Annotated in this window: 11 protein-coding genes; 6 read left to right on the top strand and 5 right to left on the bottom strand. The window is 57.5% G+C overall.

Features of this window, described 5'->3' with window-relative positions; all coding sequences use genetic code 11:
- Window positions 1–269 precede the first annotated feature (269 nt).
- From LJ362_RS10455 to LJ362_RS10475, 5 genes are all read left to right on the top strand, one after another.
- A complete protein-coding gene (locus LJ362_RS10455) occupies window positions 270–578 on the top strand; it encodes a transposase (protein WP_009883324.1) in 309 nt (102 codons plus the stop codon).
- Between the two features lie 175 nt (window positions 579–753).
- Entirely contained in the window at window positions 754–1,038 is a 285-nt protein-coding gene (locus LJ362_RS10460; RefSeq protein WP_264801821.1) for a dual specificity protein phosphatase family protein, read from the top strand.
- Complete coding sequence (locus tag LJ362_RS10465) at window positions 1,035–1,466, top strand: hypothetical protein (RefSeq protein WP_264799005.1); 432 nt, start codon at window positions 1,035–1,037, stop codon at window positions 1,464–1,466. Before LJ362_RS10460 ends, LJ362_RS10465 begins: the two co-directional genes overlap by 4 nt.
- Window positions 1,467–1,850: a hypothetical protein gene (locus LJ362_RS10470; protein ID WP_264799006.1), complete on the top strand. Its 384-nt coding sequence runs from the start codon at window positions 1,467–1,469 to the stop codon at window positions 1,848–1,850.
- Window positions 1,851–1,947: 97 nt separating this feature from the next.
- The gene (locus LJ362_RS10475; RefSeq protein WP_264799007.1) at window positions 1,948–2,655 is read left to right on the top strand and encodes a hypothetical protein; all 708 of its coding nucleotides are present in this window, start codon (window positions 1,948–1,950) and stop codon (window positions 2,653–2,655) included.
- Between the two features lie 55 nt (window positions 2,656–2,710).
- On the opposite strand, the gene LJ362_RS10480 is transcribed toward LJ362_RS10475, so the two are convergent.
- The 5 genes from LJ362_RS10480 to LJ362_RS10500 form a co-directional block, all read right to left on the bottom strand.
- Complete coding sequence (locus tag LJ362_RS10480; protein ID WP_264799008.1) at window positions 2,711–4,264, bottom strand: IS1634 family transposase; 1,554 nt, start codon at window positions 4,262–4,264, stop codon at window positions 2,711–2,713.
- Window positions 4,265–5,926: 1,662 nt separating this feature from the next.
- Window positions 5,927–6,613: a HEPN domain-containing protein gene (locus LJ362_RS10485; RefSeq protein ID WP_264799009.1), complete on the bottom strand. Its 687-nt coding sequence runs from the start codon at window positions 6,611–6,613 to the stop codon at window positions 5,927–5,929.
- Between the two features lie 379 nt (window positions 6,614–6,992).
- A complete protein-coding gene (locus LJ362_RS10490) occupies window positions 6,993–8,090 on the bottom strand; it encodes a hypothetical protein (RefSeq protein ID WP_264799011.1) in 1,098 nt (365 codons plus the stop codon).
- Window positions 8,091–8,168: 78 nt separating this feature from the next.
- The gene (locus tag LJ362_RS10495; protein WP_264799013.1) at window positions 8,169–11,561 is read right to left on the bottom strand and encodes a UvrD-helicase domain-containing protein; all 3,393 of its coding nucleotides are present in this window, start codon (window positions 11,559–11,561) and stop codon (window positions 8,169–8,171) included.
- The gene (locus LJ362_RS10500; protein WP_264799015.1) at window positions 11,558–14,425 is read right to left on the bottom strand and encodes a PD-(D/E)XK nuclease family protein; all 2,868 of its coding nucleotides are present in this window, start codon (window positions 14,423–14,425) and stop codon (window positions 11,558–11,560) included. The genes LJ362_RS10495 and LJ362_RS10500 overlap by 4 nt, the downstream gene beginning before the upstream one ends.
- A gap of 171 nt (window positions 14,426–14,596) precedes the next feature.
- On the opposite strand from LJ362_RS10500, the gene LJ362_RS10505 reads away from it, so the two are divergent.
- Entirely contained in the window at window positions 14,597–17,224 is a 2,628-nt protein-coding gene (locus tag LJ362_RS10505; RefSeq protein WP_264799016.1) for a sigma-70 family RNA polymerase sigma factor, read from the top strand.
- Window positions 17,225–17,355 lie beyond the last annotated feature (131 nt).

Here is a 17,355-nt window from a genome sequence, read left to right on the forward strand (position 1 = left end):
GTGTTTTTGCCAAGGCTGCTCAGGCAGTCGGTCGGATCTCTCGAACCGGCCAGATGAAGCTCGGTCATGTGTATCAGCCTTAAACCAACGACCCAGCGTTCACCCCATTCGATGTCATCCTGTAAACGCTGTTGCGGTCGAATACTGACTTGAAGACTCCTCGGCGATTCAGAACTAAGTAGACAGCAAACTGATGCGTCGGGACTGATGCAGGTTTAGGTGACATCTAATCTGGCTTGTTCATAGGCAAGCCTGGAAGGATAGACACCATGCCACAGCCCTACCCGAAAGAATTCCGCGACGACGTCATCCGCGTCGTCCAGACCAGGGATTCCAAGACGACGATCGGACAGATCGCCAAGGACTTCGGAGTCCACGAAGGCACCATCAACAAATGGCTCCGCCAAGCAGAAATCGATGCCGGCAACAAACCCGGCAACACCAGCGACGAATCCGCCGAACTACGAGAGATGCGTCGGCGCAATCGTCTGCTTGAGCAGGAGAACGAGGTCCTGCGCCGCGCAGCCGCGTATCTGTCACAGGCGAATCTGCCGTCAAAAGGCTCTACCCGCTCGTGAGAGAGCTCGCCGCCGACGGGATCCCCGTGGCGGTGTCGTGCCGGGTCTTGAAGCTCTCCCGCCAGCCCTACTACCGGTGGCTGGCAGCACCGATCCCTGAAGCAGTCGTCATTGAGGCATATCGGGCCGATGCGCTCTTCGATGCCCACCGCGATGATCCCGAGTTCGGGTACCGATACCTTCAGCATCGCCGGCAGACAACCAGTACGTCGATTTCACCCTCACCGAGGCGGCCGACATGGTCGCGCGCATGCGGCGGGAAGGTAAGACGGTTCTGCTTCACTGCGTGCAGGCTCACAGCCGAACGCCGACTGTGGGTGCACTCTATGCGGCGCGCCACCTCGGCGTGCCCATCGATGATGCACTACGCAAAGTTAACGCCGTCTTGCCGATGGCGAATCCCAACCCTGCCTTTGTCGCGGCCCTCCGCCGTATCACCGTTGAAGGACAGAACGCATGAACGAAGAGTCCGTCTACGACGGCGACAACATTGACGGTGCCGATGAAGAGGACTTTGTCATCACCAATCTGGATTCCGTGCACGACCTGAACGACGCATTTCGGCCTAACGAAATCTTTCTGGCGCGCGGGCCGTTCAAGGTCCACTCTCCCAGAACACAGAAGTGGACGTGGGGTTATCGTCTCGAACAGGTGGTCCGCCATCTGATCTTTCAGGACGGATCCGAGCTGGGCCGGACGGTGATGACCGACGGCATGAGCGTGCGTGCCAGCGATGATGGGTCGATCATCTGGTTCTTCGGATTCGAAGATGACAGCCTGACAGTCCTCACTCTGTCGACGGCCACGATCGATGACTATCAGGCAGCCGCGCCCGAAGGCATCGCAATCGAGAGTTTCTCGGACGGAGCCCGGGTGGTCATGGCGTAGTTGGAGAAAAAGCGGCGAGCAAAAGTCGGCTTGGATTTTGAATGTGTCCTCGCCGGTCGGTTCGCCGTAGTCTTTCGAGCGCGTCCCGGCACTCCGGTCCAGGGCATCTTCTATTTCAGCCAGCTCGGCAGCGTCTACGCTCGGCATGATGGCCGTTGGCTCAAAAGTACATTCTCCGAAGACGGGCCCGTCCTTGGTGACGATGAGCTTCTGCTGTCGCCGATACTGAAGTCAGGTATCGCGTTCTCTGATGCTCTCTCTGAGACCGATGGCGCACTGACTTTGGATCGGCTTCGTCCATTTATCTATCCCAAGTTCGACATCGACGACTCCGAATCATGGCGCGACCTTTACGCCGATGGTGATTGGGAGATCGTCGATTGAAACACGGGTAGATTATCTGTTGCCGGCGCGAGCCGACGATTCTCACAGGCACTTGTACCAATAAGGATGGATCCACTTGACGAACGTACGAGAACGAATGGTGTTCCTGCAGTCATGGTGGGTTGCGTCGGAGCTGATTCGCCGTCATCCGGAGCTTGAGCTGGTCGAGACGCACCCGGGAGACGGCCAATATGACTGTCTAACCGTCCTGAGCGATGAGGGCCCCGATGGACTTTATATCGATCTGAACCGCAGTGGGAGCATGAACATCCGCTCTGAGATATCAAACCGGTTCGACCGCGCCCTGTGGAATATTCAATACCCCATTGATTGGTCGGCCGAGCTTGGACAAGAAAACCGGCGCTTGGTACCGCTCGTCCTAGAAGAAGCTGCAGGTTTGCACGCTCCATCACAAACGCCGACAACAACACAGAAGTCACTCGTTTTCCGGATCATTTATTATCTATTGCTGTTCTCATTAAATGAACCAGTGGACTGGGACGCCCGAAACGGGTACCTTGGCTTCACCGGTATGGGCAGTGGCAACGAGCGCCCCTATTTCGACGAGATTCAGTCGGCTCAGATCGCGCTTCGCCAATCTCGCCCACAGGGTTGGAAAGCCAGCGCTCCTCGATATGACTTCTGGGGCGTGCTGCGAGACGGAAGGTGTCTGGGCCTACTCCAAATCGACGGAACTCTCCATCTCCCCAATACAGACCCCGTCAACCTTATGCAGATCTACAACTCGAACAAGCGCGACATTCTGCCGACTTCTATGCAGGTTCGGGACCTTCTGACCTCGTAGCGCTCTATTTGACCTGAGTTGCACAACTTTAGTTACCCACCGCTGACAGCCGAATTTACGACTTTTCTAGCGCCTGGAGCATGTTCTCGACGGCCCTAGGTACTTCCGGTGTGAACGTGATGTCCTGCCCACCGACCCGCCCGGTGAACTCCCGCAACGGGCGCAGACTCGTGATGATCTTCTTCAACGACGCCCCAGTCGCGGCCTGCATGAACCTCGACACGGCCAACGCCGTGAACACGACAGTCAGGTGTGCCTCGATCGCATCCCGTTTCCGGTGGAAGATCGGGCGGGCTCTCAAGTCGGTCTTCGACATCCGGAAAGACTGCTCGACCTGCCACAGGTCGTGATAACTACCGATCACCTCCGCCGCAGGCATAGTCCCGACGGGAATGTTCGTCACGTAGCCCTTGAACCCCGTCAGCTTCATCGCCCGCTCATACGCCTTCTCATCGAAGGCTTTCTCCTCATCGGTGACTTTCACGAACCGGGCCTTCTTCGCCGGCTTGTCCCCATCGATGATTGCCAGTGCACGGTTGCGCTGCAGGTTCAGGGTCTGCTCATCACGCATCGCCCTCTTGCGCCGGTACTGCCACACCACTCGCCACGCATCCGGATGTTCCTCCGCTGACCAGACGGGTTCGCGTCTCTTCTTCACCCTCTCCGGATCGAGTCGCTTCACACCTTTCGGAGTAATCGTGTCGATGATCTGCCCATCGTCGGTGTACTCGCCATTCCACCGAAAATGCGTCGCCAGGTCATGTGGTGCTTTCGTCTGCCTCGACCCGACGATGAACCGCAGCCCAGCATCGTCGAGTTCTTTGAGGTTCTTCGCCGACAACATGCCGGCATCGGCGCCGACGACCATGTCTGTCACACCGTGGCGGTCTTGGAAGGCTTTGATCACGGGAATGATCGTGTGGGTCTCGGCCTTCGCGCCTTCGAAGCACCCGATCTCGAGTGGGAACCCCGTCCTGTCGACGAGCAACCCGACGACGATCTGCGGGTCCACGCGACGTTCTTTCGAGTACCCGACCTGGCGAAGGGCGTCTTCCTTCTCAGCCTCGAAATAGAGGGTCGTGACGTCATAAAGCAACAGACTGATCCCGGTGGTAGCGACGCTGTGGGCGAAGCATTTCTCTGCGATCTGGGCCCGGTAGTCGCGGTCTTTTGCCCGGACAAGGCTGTTGAGGAACGTGTTGCGGTGAACGACGTCGACACCGAGCTCGTCAAGGACTCTGACACTGTCGGACTTCGACGTCGGCTCAACCAATCGGGCAGCGACGAGTTGGAAGAACGCTTCATCGTCGATGATGTCGAACCCGAGCCTTTCGTACACGGTGCGGATCGTGTCGATGAGGAGCCCGGATCTGCTGGACTTCACGACTGCCGATGCCACTCGTGGTTTGTCGGCGGTGTCGAAGTCGAGTGTGGCCTGTCCGGGGTCGCGCAGTTTGGCTTTGCCTGCCTCGACGAGAGCGGCGAGGTCTTCGGGTGTGTGGGCCGACCCGAGGTGTTCGACGATGCGGTACTTCCCGCCAGTCTTATCGGCGATCTGTACGGCTGTGGCGCCCGACGCGGTCAGGACCTTGCGCACGAATGGGCTCATTCCACCATGATAAGGCTCAAATTAGTTACCCGAATCCGAAACAAGCAACCTCCTGACCAGGAGGAATATGCTCCGTGGCCCCGAAAACCTCATCTACTTGTGCAAGTCAGGTGTCTGGGCCTACTCCAAATCGACGGAACTCTCCATCTCCCCAATACAGACCCCGTCAACCTTATGCAGATCTACAACTCGAACAAGCGCGACATTCTGCCGACTTCTATGCAGGTTCGGGACCTTCTGACCTCGTAGCGCTCTATTTGACGGTCAGTCCCAATTTGCAAGCAACGATCGAGACGAACAACTCTACGTGCAATCTCACCGTTCAACATCAAGAACGCTAGCCGCTAGCCGACCACTGGTCCGAAGCACTCTCCCTGGATGTAGTAAATCAAGTCCATACACGTGCAGTCCTTGTATTCGTCAGAACTAGTTCTCATATTTGGCACCCTGACGCGTGCACCGATCCGCCGCTTCAAATTCTGAAACATCAGAATGCAGAACATTCGGAACCCTTTTCTGTGGTCTATAGGCGCGGACTTGTCACTACCGACTTCTCGCTACTCAGTCCGCCACTCTTTATTCGTTCATCCTCGCTTCGGGATATCCAAGCCAGCCCGCAAAGAAGACACATCGCCATCTGCATGCACTACCATCGATCTCGACTTCAGCGACGGCTACCCGGTCCCACAGCTTCGACCAAGATCATGGCTGCAGTATCTATGGGTAGGATAGCTGCATAGGCACTGATTAAGGCAATCTTGGAAAAGATCACCGAGTCCTACTCTACAATCACCTCTATAGGCACGTTCACACCAACATTTCGTCCGCCAGAGCCAACCCACTACCGGTCGATTCAGATACCAGTAGAGGCTCGAACGCGATCAGGAGTTTATTATGACCTGGGGAACCGTCCCGGAATGGATATCAGCAGTATCCACGATTGCCGCGCTTACCGCGATATTGATGGCTGTAACTCAGATGAGACTACAAAGCCAACAGATGCATAGAGAACTTGAAAGCCAGTATACCCAGCGCTTCTGGACACTATGGGACTCCCGCCCATTGACTTTTCTAGAGACTAATAGAATAAGCCCCTCGGATCGGCCGTGGATAGAGAGCTATCTCGCACTCTGTAATGACCAAGTAGAACTTCGCGAAAGAGGTCGAGTCACTGACGGCACTTGGGATTACTGGGCGCGAGACATTGCTCGATTCTTCCATACCTATGACTCCTTAGCCACAGCGGCGAAGGATGGGTATCCGTCATTGCAGAAAATGCTGGAGTCCGAAAAGACTAGAGCGCTGTTTAGTGACGACGATGTAGTTGAAAACACCGTATCGAACCGCCCTGTTTACGATCCACTTACCTGGAAAGTTCGGAAGCGCAAGAGTCAAGGATTGGCCGACCCCAAATAGACCCATCGAAGAAAAGGAACGCTGCCACTGCAGCTAACAGTTACGCGACTGGCACAAACAGTCCTAGTGCGTGTCCAGAAATCCTGCAGACCATTCTCGAAACGTGCACGTGCGGCGGTTTTCGCCAGAAGATATCCGCCGCACGCCACGCTAGTCAAACATAACGCCGCGCAAGTAGGTTAACGTCAGGAAAGCGTTAGCTACAATGGCATCGGAAGTCCTAATCTAAGCGTCGAAAATGTGAGCCTATGCTTGATCAAGATCTCCGCCAACTAGCTCGGACAGATATAAGTTCAACTTAGAGTCGAACTGTTCTCGAAGTCGTTTTATAAAGTCAATCTGCGAACGAACCACCGGCAGTCCCAACTTCCCTTTGGCCTTACCATCGCTCGCCGCAACTCCGGTATGGACGATAGCTCCACGTTCATAAACCAGAGCTTCAATCTCCTCCACCACTCTCTGATTGGGCATTCCCTGCCAGCTGATTTCACTCAGCGGCTCGTATCCTAAGATTTCAAGATATAGACTTTTGACTGCCTTGGAATTTGCGGAATTGAACCCATTTTGACCGTCTTTTCCATATAGGCGAAGATTAATAAGATTCATGCATTCAAGTTTCCAGCCGTCGCCTGCAAATTTCCACGGATCATTCTTTCCGTACGTGGTCGCAACCCATTTCCGCAAAGATGCGGGTAGTCTATCCGCATCAAGATTCTCAATAATGTATTCAACGGCCCCATGTAATGCCTCTTCTACGTACACCTCCCATGCTGCATAACAAAGTGCAACACAGGAACGCAGGAGCGGATCGACTCCAACGCCACCAGTCGGACGACCTCGTTTAGCCTGATTCGCTGCTGGATGGTTTTCCAATAGAGATTTGACATCGTCCAATAATATCTTGCTAGCCTCTAACGCCTTACTCTCTGTCATTGATTTCCTCCGAGTAGATAATTAATCAAATATTTTGATTAAGACTGAACGCCTACACGCAACCGGAAACTAGTTGCAATTGTCAATCCGAAATGCTAACCGTCAATTTTTCCAAGATTGGGAATGTGCTGAAACACAGTCTTGGGGCAGTCCTTGACATGAAATTCGATATAAAAGGAGAGTTCAGTTGCGTAATGCCTTCCGCAGTACATGCTCGTCGTCAGTTCGGCAGATTCGTCGCCATGGGCTCCCCACTGAATGAAATGCGTGGGGGAATCGACACAGACGCTCTGGTGCCATTCGCAGCCTCGTGGTCGGTCCCCGCCGTCGTCCACCTCTGGTAGTCCGATTCCGCTGTCAACACTTGTGCCTGTCGCCATCACTTTTCCTCCTCGATGAGCGCCTGCAATTCGCTTTCCGCTCGATTGATCCCCTCGGCAATCTCGGTATCTGTGAGAGTAATCCTTTCGTCGAGGAAACGCCCCCACTCGCTTTCCCACGCCCGTTGCTTACGATTGGCCCTGTCCCGTACATCGGTGACCAGCACGTCAATTCCAACCTGTGCGCCGTCTTCATCGTGGTGAACTTCGATGTTGGCACCAGGCCACGGCAACGGCAGAGCGACGTCCGAATCCAGCACTCGGATGACAAGCCAGTCATCACTCCCGCTCTCCAAGGGAGAATCATTCCGAGTGAGGTCTCCCTCCTCCGTCAGCTGATTCCATGACAGTGCGTAGTCGGCTTCGAGTTGCTCCCGCTGAGCACCCAGCATCCGAATGTGCACGAACGGACTGTATTTCTTGTCTCCGAAGGCGTGCTCCATCCAGTCCTGAGAAATGTAGCTGGTGGAGAACGGAATGGGAGCCCACCCGTCGACCTCATCGTCCTTGAACCGGCGAAGCATCGTCTGGTCGGAAATCTTCTCCGCCTCGAAAGCGTTGCGAACCTTCCAGACTTCGGCCTTCACCTGGGTCGTGGACAGTGCGTCCTCTAACCACTTCGATATCTCGGCCGCCGACGAGAAGCTTTCGACCGCTATCTCGTCCCTACCATAGGCCACGATGTTGTGTTCCATCCGGGAAAACGCACTCTCCAAATCCTGGCCCGACCACGGCGAGTTGTGCTCGGATTCGTGCCCTTTCGCATCTTCGATCGCGATCGCGTCATACCAATCAGCCACAGTCGCCAGTCCGCCGATCCGCTTCGAATAGGGGTGTTTCACCGAACGCTGCTCCCCGTCGACGACCACATCACACGTAGCCAGTTGAGAACTCGGTGATAGCTCGTCTCGCTCGGGCGCCTGCTCAACGTCGTTGGCCAGCGTTATCGTGAACTCACCCCGATCGCCCTGCTTGGTGAGGCAGTTGATCCGCCATCCCTGCTCGGGCGGTGCATCGATGTGTTTAAACTGCTCAGGTCGAACGGATGTGCCATATATCGGTCGATGATCTTCCGGCAGATAGTCGCTGATTGTCACGAGTGCCTCCCTTGAAACGGATTCCAGAATTGATATCGGTGGGTTCTAGGTGCCTGTCGGCGGGGCTTCGTTCGTCTCCTAGCACCGCAATCGAACTTCAAGTACTTCGGATTTCAGCGGGAGGTGAATCAGCACCCGTGTAGGTGCTGCTCCCTGCGCAGTCTCAATCGCGTGAGAATAGGTGGCCAATTGCCCCAGGTAGTTGTTGGCAACGTGTCCGATCGAGTCGGTACCGGGGTACGACTTGTGATCGACGAGGATGTGCTCACCGTTCTGCAACAGAATTCGAGCGTCGATCCACCCTTCCATGACCTGCCCTTCATCATTACGCCACGCGATTGGGGACTCGGTAACCACCTCGGCGCCGGGGAACGTCTCTTCGATCCACGTGCTCCACCGGTCGCCGAGCTCAATCAGCAGGGCTGGGGACAGGGTGTTCGTGGAATCCCAACGCGCCAATATTCGATCAGCCGCGGACTGTTTGGCCCCGGCCGGTAGAAAGGCCAGCGGAAGACCCAGGTAGGCGTGGATAGCGTCCCCGACGCGATCCCACTCCTGTCCACCGTGTGCCAACAGCGGATCGCCGAGCGACGCGATGATACTCACGTCCGCGTCGACGCCTTCCGATGGCACACTGCTCGCTGTGAATCTCGCAGGCAGAATCGGCACACCTGCGGCCGGTGCCCCGCGCGGGATGTATGTTTGGGCAAAGAACGATCGTGGTTCTATGCTGGCTTCCCTCGCACCGACTGTCACCCCGTCGATGGAGAATGCACTGATCCGCATCGCCAGTTCACGTGGTTTTGCTGATCCGCTGGCTCGGTTTGCACGGAGATCAGCGATCCGAACGACTCCGGCTTCCTCGACCGCAGGCGATGACGCATCACTCAACGTCGGGAGGTCCCATTCGAGGAATCGTTCATCGTCCGACGTGCTGAGGACGTTGTTCTTGCCGGTGGGATCACCGAACGCCACGATGCTGTGGCACTCTGCTCGGGTCAGTGCAACGTAGAGCAGCCGTTCGGTCTCCCGTTTCTCTGCTGACCCGGCATTCCGCACCGATTCCAGGCCGGCGAGTCGATCTTTCAATGGACCGTAGTCCTTGATCACTCCGGGCAGGTACCGCAGCGACCGGTTGGCCAGCGGCTGCCTGGCGTCGAACATCGGAGCCTTTTCCACAGTGATCTCCCGGTGGCCGAAGTCTTTAGCGACTGGGATTCCAACGATGACGACTGGCCATTGCAGACCCTTCGATTGGTGCATGGTCGTCACCAGCACAGCGTCATGTGCGGTGGTCTGTTCATAGGATCCTGCCGCCTCGGTGAGGTGATCGAGCAGGCCCGCCGGAGTGATCGGCGAGCGTGTCTGCTGTGCGGAATCTTCGTACTCGGCAGCGATCTGGCACAACGCGTCCAATGTGGCCAGCCGTGTCTCCGGGTGCGTCCAAGCCTTGATGCGCTGGGGAAGGTCGAGGGCATCGATGACAGCAAGCACCAGTTCTGCTGACGAGTATCGAGCTGCGTTGACCTCGAGCTCTTTAAGTGGTGCCAGTGCGGGGTCGTCCCACCAGGTCCGGTAGTGCTGGTGCCGTTCGGTTTTGTCGTGGATCCGTGCCGTCTCCTCAAACCACGTATGGTGGCTGCCGTGGTCAGGAACGAGAGTGACGAGTTCAGTCAGCGCCACAGCGTCATCACGGTCGACGACCGCGGCCAGCCCCGAAGCGACGAACTGTCCTTCCCTCGTTGACAGCAGATCGGTGGTCGACCCTATCGCTCGAATGCCACGTGCCTGCAATTCCGCAACCACCGAGTCAACCTGGGAGTTAGTGCGCACGAGAATGGCAATATCACTGTTCGTCACCTCTCCTCCGGGCAATTGAGGCGAGCGCCCGAGGAGATCGACGACTCCTTCTGCAATGGCCCTGACCATCCGGGAGTTCGCTTGTTGATTCTTGCCTTTGTCAGTGTTCGGCACCCAGAGTTCGCGGCCGCCGACATTGCGCAGGTGCTCGCGTTGCGGTGGAATGCGCAACACGACCTCGTCTTCGTCCTGGTCGGAGAACACGGAGCTGAAGAGGGTGTTCGACAGTTCGAGAGGCGGCTCGGTTGAACGCCATGATGCGTCGAGGTTCTCCGAGGTGGCCGTTCCCAGATCTGTCGATCCTGAGATCAGCGCGGCGAAGACGTCGTTCATCAGTTCTGGATCGGCTCCGCGGAATCCGTAGATCGCCTGCTTGCGGTCCCCCACCCAGATGACCTCGTCGACGAGGTCGGCGAGCTCCATGAAGATAGCCAATTGGATCGGTGACGAGTCCTGAAATTCGTCGACGGCGAGCAAGCGGTATCGGGAGGCCACAGAGGCTCGTACACGGTCGCTCGAGCGAAGCAGATCGAGTGCACGAACTTCCTGGTCGACGAAGTCCATGACGCCGAGGCGGTTCTTATGGTCCTCGTAGGCGCTGAGAGACGCAATCGCAGTATCGATGACGAGATCTGTGAGAACGGCAAAGTCTGTGTGGAATGCGCTGTTGGACAGCAGTTGGTCGCTGACGAGTGATGCACTGGAACTCTCGAGCACTGCTTTCGGCACGACTCCAGGCGCCTTCCCACCTTGCGCGGCTGAGTAGGACGCCTTGGCTACTCTCACCCATGTCGACCATGGGGTACGCGCGAATGGATCGGCATCTTCAGCGTGAGTGTCAAGATCCCGGAGGAAATGGTCGAGCGTGACGATGCTGCCTTCAACGTTGTCCGCACTCGACCTCGTCATCTTCGGCACACCGTCCGGCAGGTCCTCTCCATCCCGGAAACGGCGCACCGACTCTCGTAAGAGGTCGATGTCGCTGGCGAGGCAATCTCTCCACATCTGACGGTTATCAGCTTGCTTCGACGGCAGAGCAGAAAGGAAGAGCTCGACAGAGTCCCGCGCAGAAGCGCGCAGTTCAGCCTCGCCGAGGTGGTTCGATCGTGCCGCCTCGGCGATGTCCTTGACGAGAGTCGACCAGACAACCGGTCCGCTGCCGTACGGGTTTGCGTTTTCCGGTCTGCCGTTGTGTCCGGTTCGGACGAGGAGATCTCGGTGGGCGATTTCGGCATTCGCGACGACTTCGTCGACAGCGGCGGCGAAGACGATCTTCTGTTCGTTCTCATCGAGCACGCGCAGTTCAGGCGAGTAACCGGCATCGATAGCGTATTCGGAAACGAGTCGGCCCGACATCGAGTTGATAGTTCTGATAAGTGCTGTGCCGATTTCCTCGGCTGCGGTGATGTTCCCATCGTCGAGGAGTCTCTTCTGTGTCTTCTCGATGAGGTCGGCGGCGGCCCGAACGGTGAACGTAGTGGCGATGACCTCGCTGGCACGCAGAAGCGGCTCACCTGCGGAGTCCTTCTGTGATAGCCGTTCGGAGAGAACCTCGGTCAGTCGAAAGGTCTTGCCTGATCCCGCCGAGGCGGTGATGACGTGGACGCTCATGATTGGTCTCCCCCAATGCCGTAGATGAGGTTGAAGTCGCTGAAGCTCTGGCCCTTGTTGACGAAGAGGCGTCCCTCAGCCAGTTCTTCTTTCTTGAACTCGGTGACGGTTTTGTCGACCTCTTTGCCGGATTCTCCCGGCTTGGCCTCGAGCGCTGCGTGAATATCAGCGACCGGAGAGTCGAATCGTCCGGCAGCGATGTTCGAGAGTGCGTGCTCGATCGATTCTTCGATGATCGTCCACAACCCTGCGGGGTCTCCTCCGAGTCCGTCACCGTCGTCATCGAGCGGATCTGCGCCCCCGGACGAGAGCGGATCGAGTGCGGGATCGGCAGAGACGAACCGGCCCTGCTTGAGCATGAAATAGGCTGTCAGCGGGCGAGTTTGGGAGCTGGATTCCGTGGTTCGTGAGTACACGCTCAGCTGAACGGCTTCACCGTCGTGGATCAGTTTCTGGTATCGCTTAGCCGAGTTCGCCCATTTGAGATCGATGATCACCGGCCGACCGTCGACGAACGCCCCCTCGAGGTCCCTCTGTCCGCGAAGCTGAATTGAACGAGGCGCACCATCTACGGTCAAGGTCCAGTCGAAGGTGAAGTCCGCCTCGGCGCCGGTGATAGTGAACCCACGGTCGTGGGCCGCAGTGAAAAGCTGGGTGATCGATGAAACCGCGGTCGAGCGGATCGCATTCATTCGGGCGAGCTGCCCTGACAGGAGCAACTCTGAGGCGAACCGTGGGACAAGGTGATTGAACGTGGAAGCGATCTTCGCCGCTGAAATTTCTGCCCCGTTAATGACATCTGCAGATCGCACCAGATATTCGACGACAGCGTGGACGAGTGTCCCGATCATGCGGTTGTCGGTGGGGACGTCGAAGGTGTAGCCGCGCTTGAGCCCCATGGCTCGCGACAGAACCCATTCTTGTGGGTCGCTGAGCAGCATGTCGATCTGCGAGTATGACAGCGTTTCTGGCAGGAGATGGGTGAAATCTCCTTCGAGGGACCGCGAGACCGATGGCGGTCGCGTGCTCTGCTCGAGTGCGACAGTCGAAGTCGGAACCGCCACATCGCGCAGAAGCCACGTGTCTCCGTCGAAGAGCTCTGCGACGGGCCGGGTCACTGTCGCATCGGTAAGAACCGAATCCACCGAGATTGAGGAGAACCGGTCGGGACGGGCGGCTGCGATGAGCTCGCTCAATCTGGACAACGTCGGGTGAAGGGCGACCGGTTCGCCTCGACTGGTCTCGGGGCAGAAACACACCAGATTTGACGCGGTACGGAGTCCTTCGAGCTCAGCTGTCTGGCGGAGTCGTTCACGACTGGCCGCAGTCGCGATGTCGACTCCCGCGTGCGCGAGGGCATCGACCTCGGCGGGGTCCCAGGTCTCGTCTGCGGCTGCGTCGCTTCGGCGGGAGGACCACCAGATGATCGTGTCAGTGCCGGTGGGCACCTCGGAGGGTCCGGCGACAACAGTCCAGTCGGCGGCCTGTGCGGGCACAGACGCTTGCGCCGAGGTGGGAGCGCAGGATTCGACGATGTCGAGGAGTTCTCGGGTGCGCAGTGAATCTGTTCCGACCTTGCCGAGGGCAGCGCGGAGTGAGTCGAGGTGTCCGGCTGCCTCGACAATAAAGGTGTCGGTCGCCGTTTGGGTGTCGGCTGTTGGTGTGCCTTCGCTCTTGGCCGGGTGATGTGCGCGCAGTCGTCGCAACCGCGTGCTCAACCAATCGAGCGCGGGAGTGAGCGAACTGATAGCGAGCTCGTCATCACGGATGAGAGGTGGTGACACCCGCAGGAACTCGTCGAGGGTCTTCGCCGTGTTCCAGGCGGTGGTCGACGTCTCGGGATTCTTCAGTGCCCGATCTTCGACCGTTCGCAGTGCTGTCATCCAGGCGGAGGCATGGTCGTCTGAGATGCCTGGTTCTTGTGCCAGCGCATTGAGCAGAGCGGAGGAGACTGCATGAGGGATCAGCTTCTTCTCGGGTGAGTCTCCGCCATTGGAGCCAAATGAAAGACGGAGGAAATCCGCGACCCGACGTATGTCGGTCGGGAACAACACTGCCCTGAGGAATACTGGGAGAACCTGAGCAGACGGTGAAGTCGAGGTCGCGCTGGGAATGCCGAGAGTCGGTGTCTCTCGTCGTGCCAGCTGGTGGTCAAGGACCGAGGTCGAATCTCCAGCGATGATGCAGAGGCGATCACGGTTGGGCAAGTGAGCGAGATAGCGTGCGGCCGCCTCGGCGGTCGACCATTCGTCGGTTCCACGAACAATGGCGAGATCTGGGATTGACGAGTTCGTCACCGATTCGGTCACAGCGATTCCGGCGGACTCTGCCGCATTGATGATGTCTTGCCACACTCGGGGAAGCGCTTCTCGCTGATCGCGGAGCTCGAGCGACGAGATACCCAGTGGCCACTCGGCGCCGTGACGCCGGAGTGTTTCGAGAGTTTCGCGAAGATCGTCGGCGCGGCCCGGTACCAGTGTCGCGTCAGTGTCATGCGAGGGCTCGAGCACGACCAGCTCTTCTACCTTGGACAGGGCGTCAAGTCGTGGATGAGCGGAATAGTCCACATCATCGAGGTTCGGATCCCATCCGGCTTCGATGGCGTCGTCGCGCAGCGCGAGCAGGTGCTCAGCTGTGTGCCAGGGGTCGTTGAGGAACGACTGCCGAAACCAGGGGTGACCGGCGCGCTCCAGCAACGCCCGGTATTGGGCGATTCTGATGGATCTGTCGACTGTGGGGCGGGTCGTCCCCAGTCGGGTCTGCAGAATTCCGAGCATGCCAAGTGGACCAGTGACCACGGTGGTGCCGGTGTCATCTGTCGTCCACGGAGCGCGGTCGAGGTTCCATCCGAAAACAATGCGCATGCTGGTCCTTCCCAGAGCAACTAAGCAGAGATTATTCCGAAATGACGGTTTCTACAAATGCTTGTGAGAGTTCCTCCGACTTCCGGCATAGTACGGTTTGATTTGGTTAAAACGACTCATGTCAGTGGCGACATCTACTGTGGTTTCTAACACTGAGAGAAGGAGACAACGATGAATGTTCGTTCCGTTACACAGACACCAGTTCGAACGTTGATCAGCCGTGCCCACAGCATCGATGATCCGAGCGCCACTCTGCCCACTGGCGCTGATGTCTGCGCAGTTGCTGATTCGGTTGATGTTGTCAGGCAGAGGCCGCAGACCAACGATCACTTCATCAACATCGTGGCTTCTCGTCCCAGCCGCGAAGTCAATCCTCACCTGTGGACGTGGCAAGCAGAAGCTCTGGACGCCTGGCATCAATCTGGCTGTCGAGGCGTCGTCGAAGCCGTCACGGGAGCCGGTAAGACGGTGATCGGAATCACGGCCGCGTTCGAGGCGTTTCGCCAAGGGATCAAGGTTCTGGTCCTCGTGCCGACCGCCGAACTGCAGACACAATGGCAGCGCCGTCTGATGGAGACTCTCCCCCAGGCTGATGTTGGCACGCTCGGCAATGGTCGGACGGATTCGCTCACCGGGTGTGACATTCTGGTGGCCATCATCAACTCGGCGACTCGAGGCGATCTGTTGAAAGAACATTCAGAAGGCCTGCTCATAGCTGACGAGTGCCACCGGTATGCGGCGAAGTCCTTTGCGCAGGCTCTGCAGTCGGATTTCCGTTACCGACTGGGTTTGACTGCGACCTATCAGAGACCGGACAGGGCAGACGCAGCCGTTCTCGATCCCTATTTCGGCGGCGTCGTGTTCCAGATGTGGTACGACCGTGCTCTGCGCGATGGTGTGATTGCTGAGTTCGACGTTGCTTTCGTCGGGGTCACGTTGACTGACGCGGAGCGCGGCAAATACCAGGTTGCAAGTTCAGCGATCAGCAAGCTCGGGATGACGTTGAAGACCAAGCTGGACCTGCATGGAGCATCGTTCGACCAGTTCATGGCGGCTGTCCAGTCTCTTGCCAAACGCAAGAATGATCCCTCCCCTGTCGTGTTCATGGCGCGCAAGTATCTGGAAGCGGTCGTGAAGAGGCAGCAGGTACTCACCAATGCGAAGAACAAGATGAAAGTGCTCGAAGGCATCGCACCAGTCATTGCCGATTCGCGAGGAACCCTCGTCTTCTCGCAGACCGTCGATTCGTCAACGCAGGCCGCTCACCTGCTTCAACGCTCAGGTATCGAGACTAAGCCTGTGTCGTCGAGTTCGAAGCCGCACGAGCGTCATGGTGCGATGCAACTGTTCGCCAACGGTTTGGCGAAGGTGCTGTGTGCTCCGCGGATCCTAGACGAAGGTATCGACGTCCCCGACTCGGACCTGGCTGTCGTGCTCTCGGGCAGCAAGCAGCCCCGCCAGACGATTCAGCGTCTCGGACGAGTCATTCGTCGCAAGGCTGACGGACGTCATGGACGATTTGTCGTCCTCTATGCCATCAACACCATCGAGGACGAGACGCGTAATCGTGACCAGCAGTTCGGAGCGGTCGTTCCTGCTGCACGACGAGTCGCGGACTTCAACGAAACTCAGATCCGCGAGTTGAGAAAGTTCCTACGGGCTCCCGCGCCCAAACGGCAGGAAGCCCCCGCCCCATCGCTGTCCGGAACGGATGATCCGGCGGACGAGGCCTCGACGTCGAAGACTGAAGTGAACGTCGATGGTTCGGAGCCTGGTATCGACGAACCGAACTCAGCCAAAGCGCCTGAAGCGCCCAACGTCGTCCCTCAACCGTTTGTCCTCCTCAAGGAGGTGGATGACGAGGGCGAGTTGCCCGAGGTGCTTCGAAAGGTACCTGATCCCGACGATCTTGAGGGCCTGTATCTGAAGCAGATCGGACAGTTTCCGCTGCTCAGCGCAGAAGAAGAGGTTGAAGTCGCGAAGCGCATTGAGGCCGGCATGTATGCGGACCATATCCTCGGCATGGGTCGGTACTCAACACGACGAGAACGTCGTGACCTTGAGTGGATACAGTCCGATGGCCGCGCCGCGTTCAACCAGATGGTGACTTCCAACCTCCGCTTGGTCGTGTCGATCGCCAAGAAGTACTCCCGCTCCAGACTGGAATTTCTCGACCGCATTCAAGAAGGAAATCTCGGCCTTGTTCGAGCGGTGAAGAAGTTTGACTACACCAAAGGCAATAAGTTCTCCACTTACGCAACATGGTGGATTCGTCAGGGCATTGACCGCGGGATCGGAGATTTTTCCAATACGATTCGCATCCCGATCCACCTCGTCGAACAGTTCCCAGAATTCTGGGAATGCACGAAAGACGAAGAATCACGGGCCGCCTGCGACCATGATCATTCGAAGGCGGAGGCAGCTCTCCGGATGCAACCAGCTTCACTGGATGCATACCTTGACCTGCAGTGGGACGGACACTATGCCGAGAGCCGGACGTCATTCGACGATCGCATTGCCGTATCGGATTTCTTCACCATTGATCCCGAGCAATTCATCTTGGAGGAGGAACACGTCAAGATGGTCAATGGTTTACTCAAACTGCTGTCGGAGCGCGACGCTGAGATTGTCAGACGCCGCTTTGGATGGCTGGACGGTGAGCCACAAACGCTCGAAGCAATCGGTCAGGAGTTCGACGTCACCCGCGAACGCATTCGTCAAATAGTTAAAAACTCAGTCGCACTTATTCAAACCAGCTTGGTGGCTTGGGCACAAGAACGATCGCAGGTATCACATTAGCTCAGCCGGACCGCTGGTCTGTCTAACAGCCATCTTCTCCGTTTGCTCTGCCATATGGCTATTGATGCTACGTTGAAATTCTGCACCTTCGGCTGGGCGGGGCGCAATGCCTACTCAAACATGTCGAGCAG

The sequence above is a fragment of the Brevibacterium sp. JSBI002 genome (assembly GCF_026013965.1).
Taxonomy (GTDB): domain Bacteria; phylum Actinomycetota; class Actinomycetes; order Actinomycetales; family Brevibacteriaceae; genus Brevibacterium.

Coding starts and splice junctions, on each gene's coding strand:
- LJ362_RS10500 (WP_264799015.1), bottom strand. CDS start 14,425: ATGCGCATTGTTTTCGGATGGAACCTCGACCGCGCTCCGTGGACGACA.
- LJ362_RS10480 (WP_264799008.1), bottom strand. CDS start 4,264: ATGAGCCCATTCGTGCGCAAGGTCCTGACCGCGTCGGGCGCCACAGCC.
- LJ362_RS10485 (WP_264799009.1), bottom strand. CDS start 6,613: ATGACAGAGAGTAAGGCGTTAGAGGCTAGCAAGATATTATTGGACGAT.
- LJ362_RS10475 (WP_264799007.1), top strand. CDS start 1,948: ATGGTGTTCCTGCAGTCATGGTGGGTTGCGTCGGAGCTGATTCGCCGT.
- LJ362_RS10495 (WP_264799013.1), bottom strand. CDS start 11,561: ATGAGCGTCCACGTCATCACCGCCTCGGCGGGATCAGGCAAGACCTTT.
- LJ362_RS10455 (WP_009883324.1), top strand. CDS start 270: ATGCCACAGCCCTACCCGAAAGAATTCCGCGACGACGTCATCCGCGTC.
- LJ362_RS10465 (WP_264799005.1), top strand. CDS start 1,035: ATGAACGAAGAGTCCGTCTACGACGGCGACAACATTGACGGTGCCGAT.
- LJ362_RS10505 (WP_264799016.1), top strand. CDS start 14,597: ATGAATGTTCGTTCCGTTACACAGACACCAGTTCGAACGTTGATCAGC.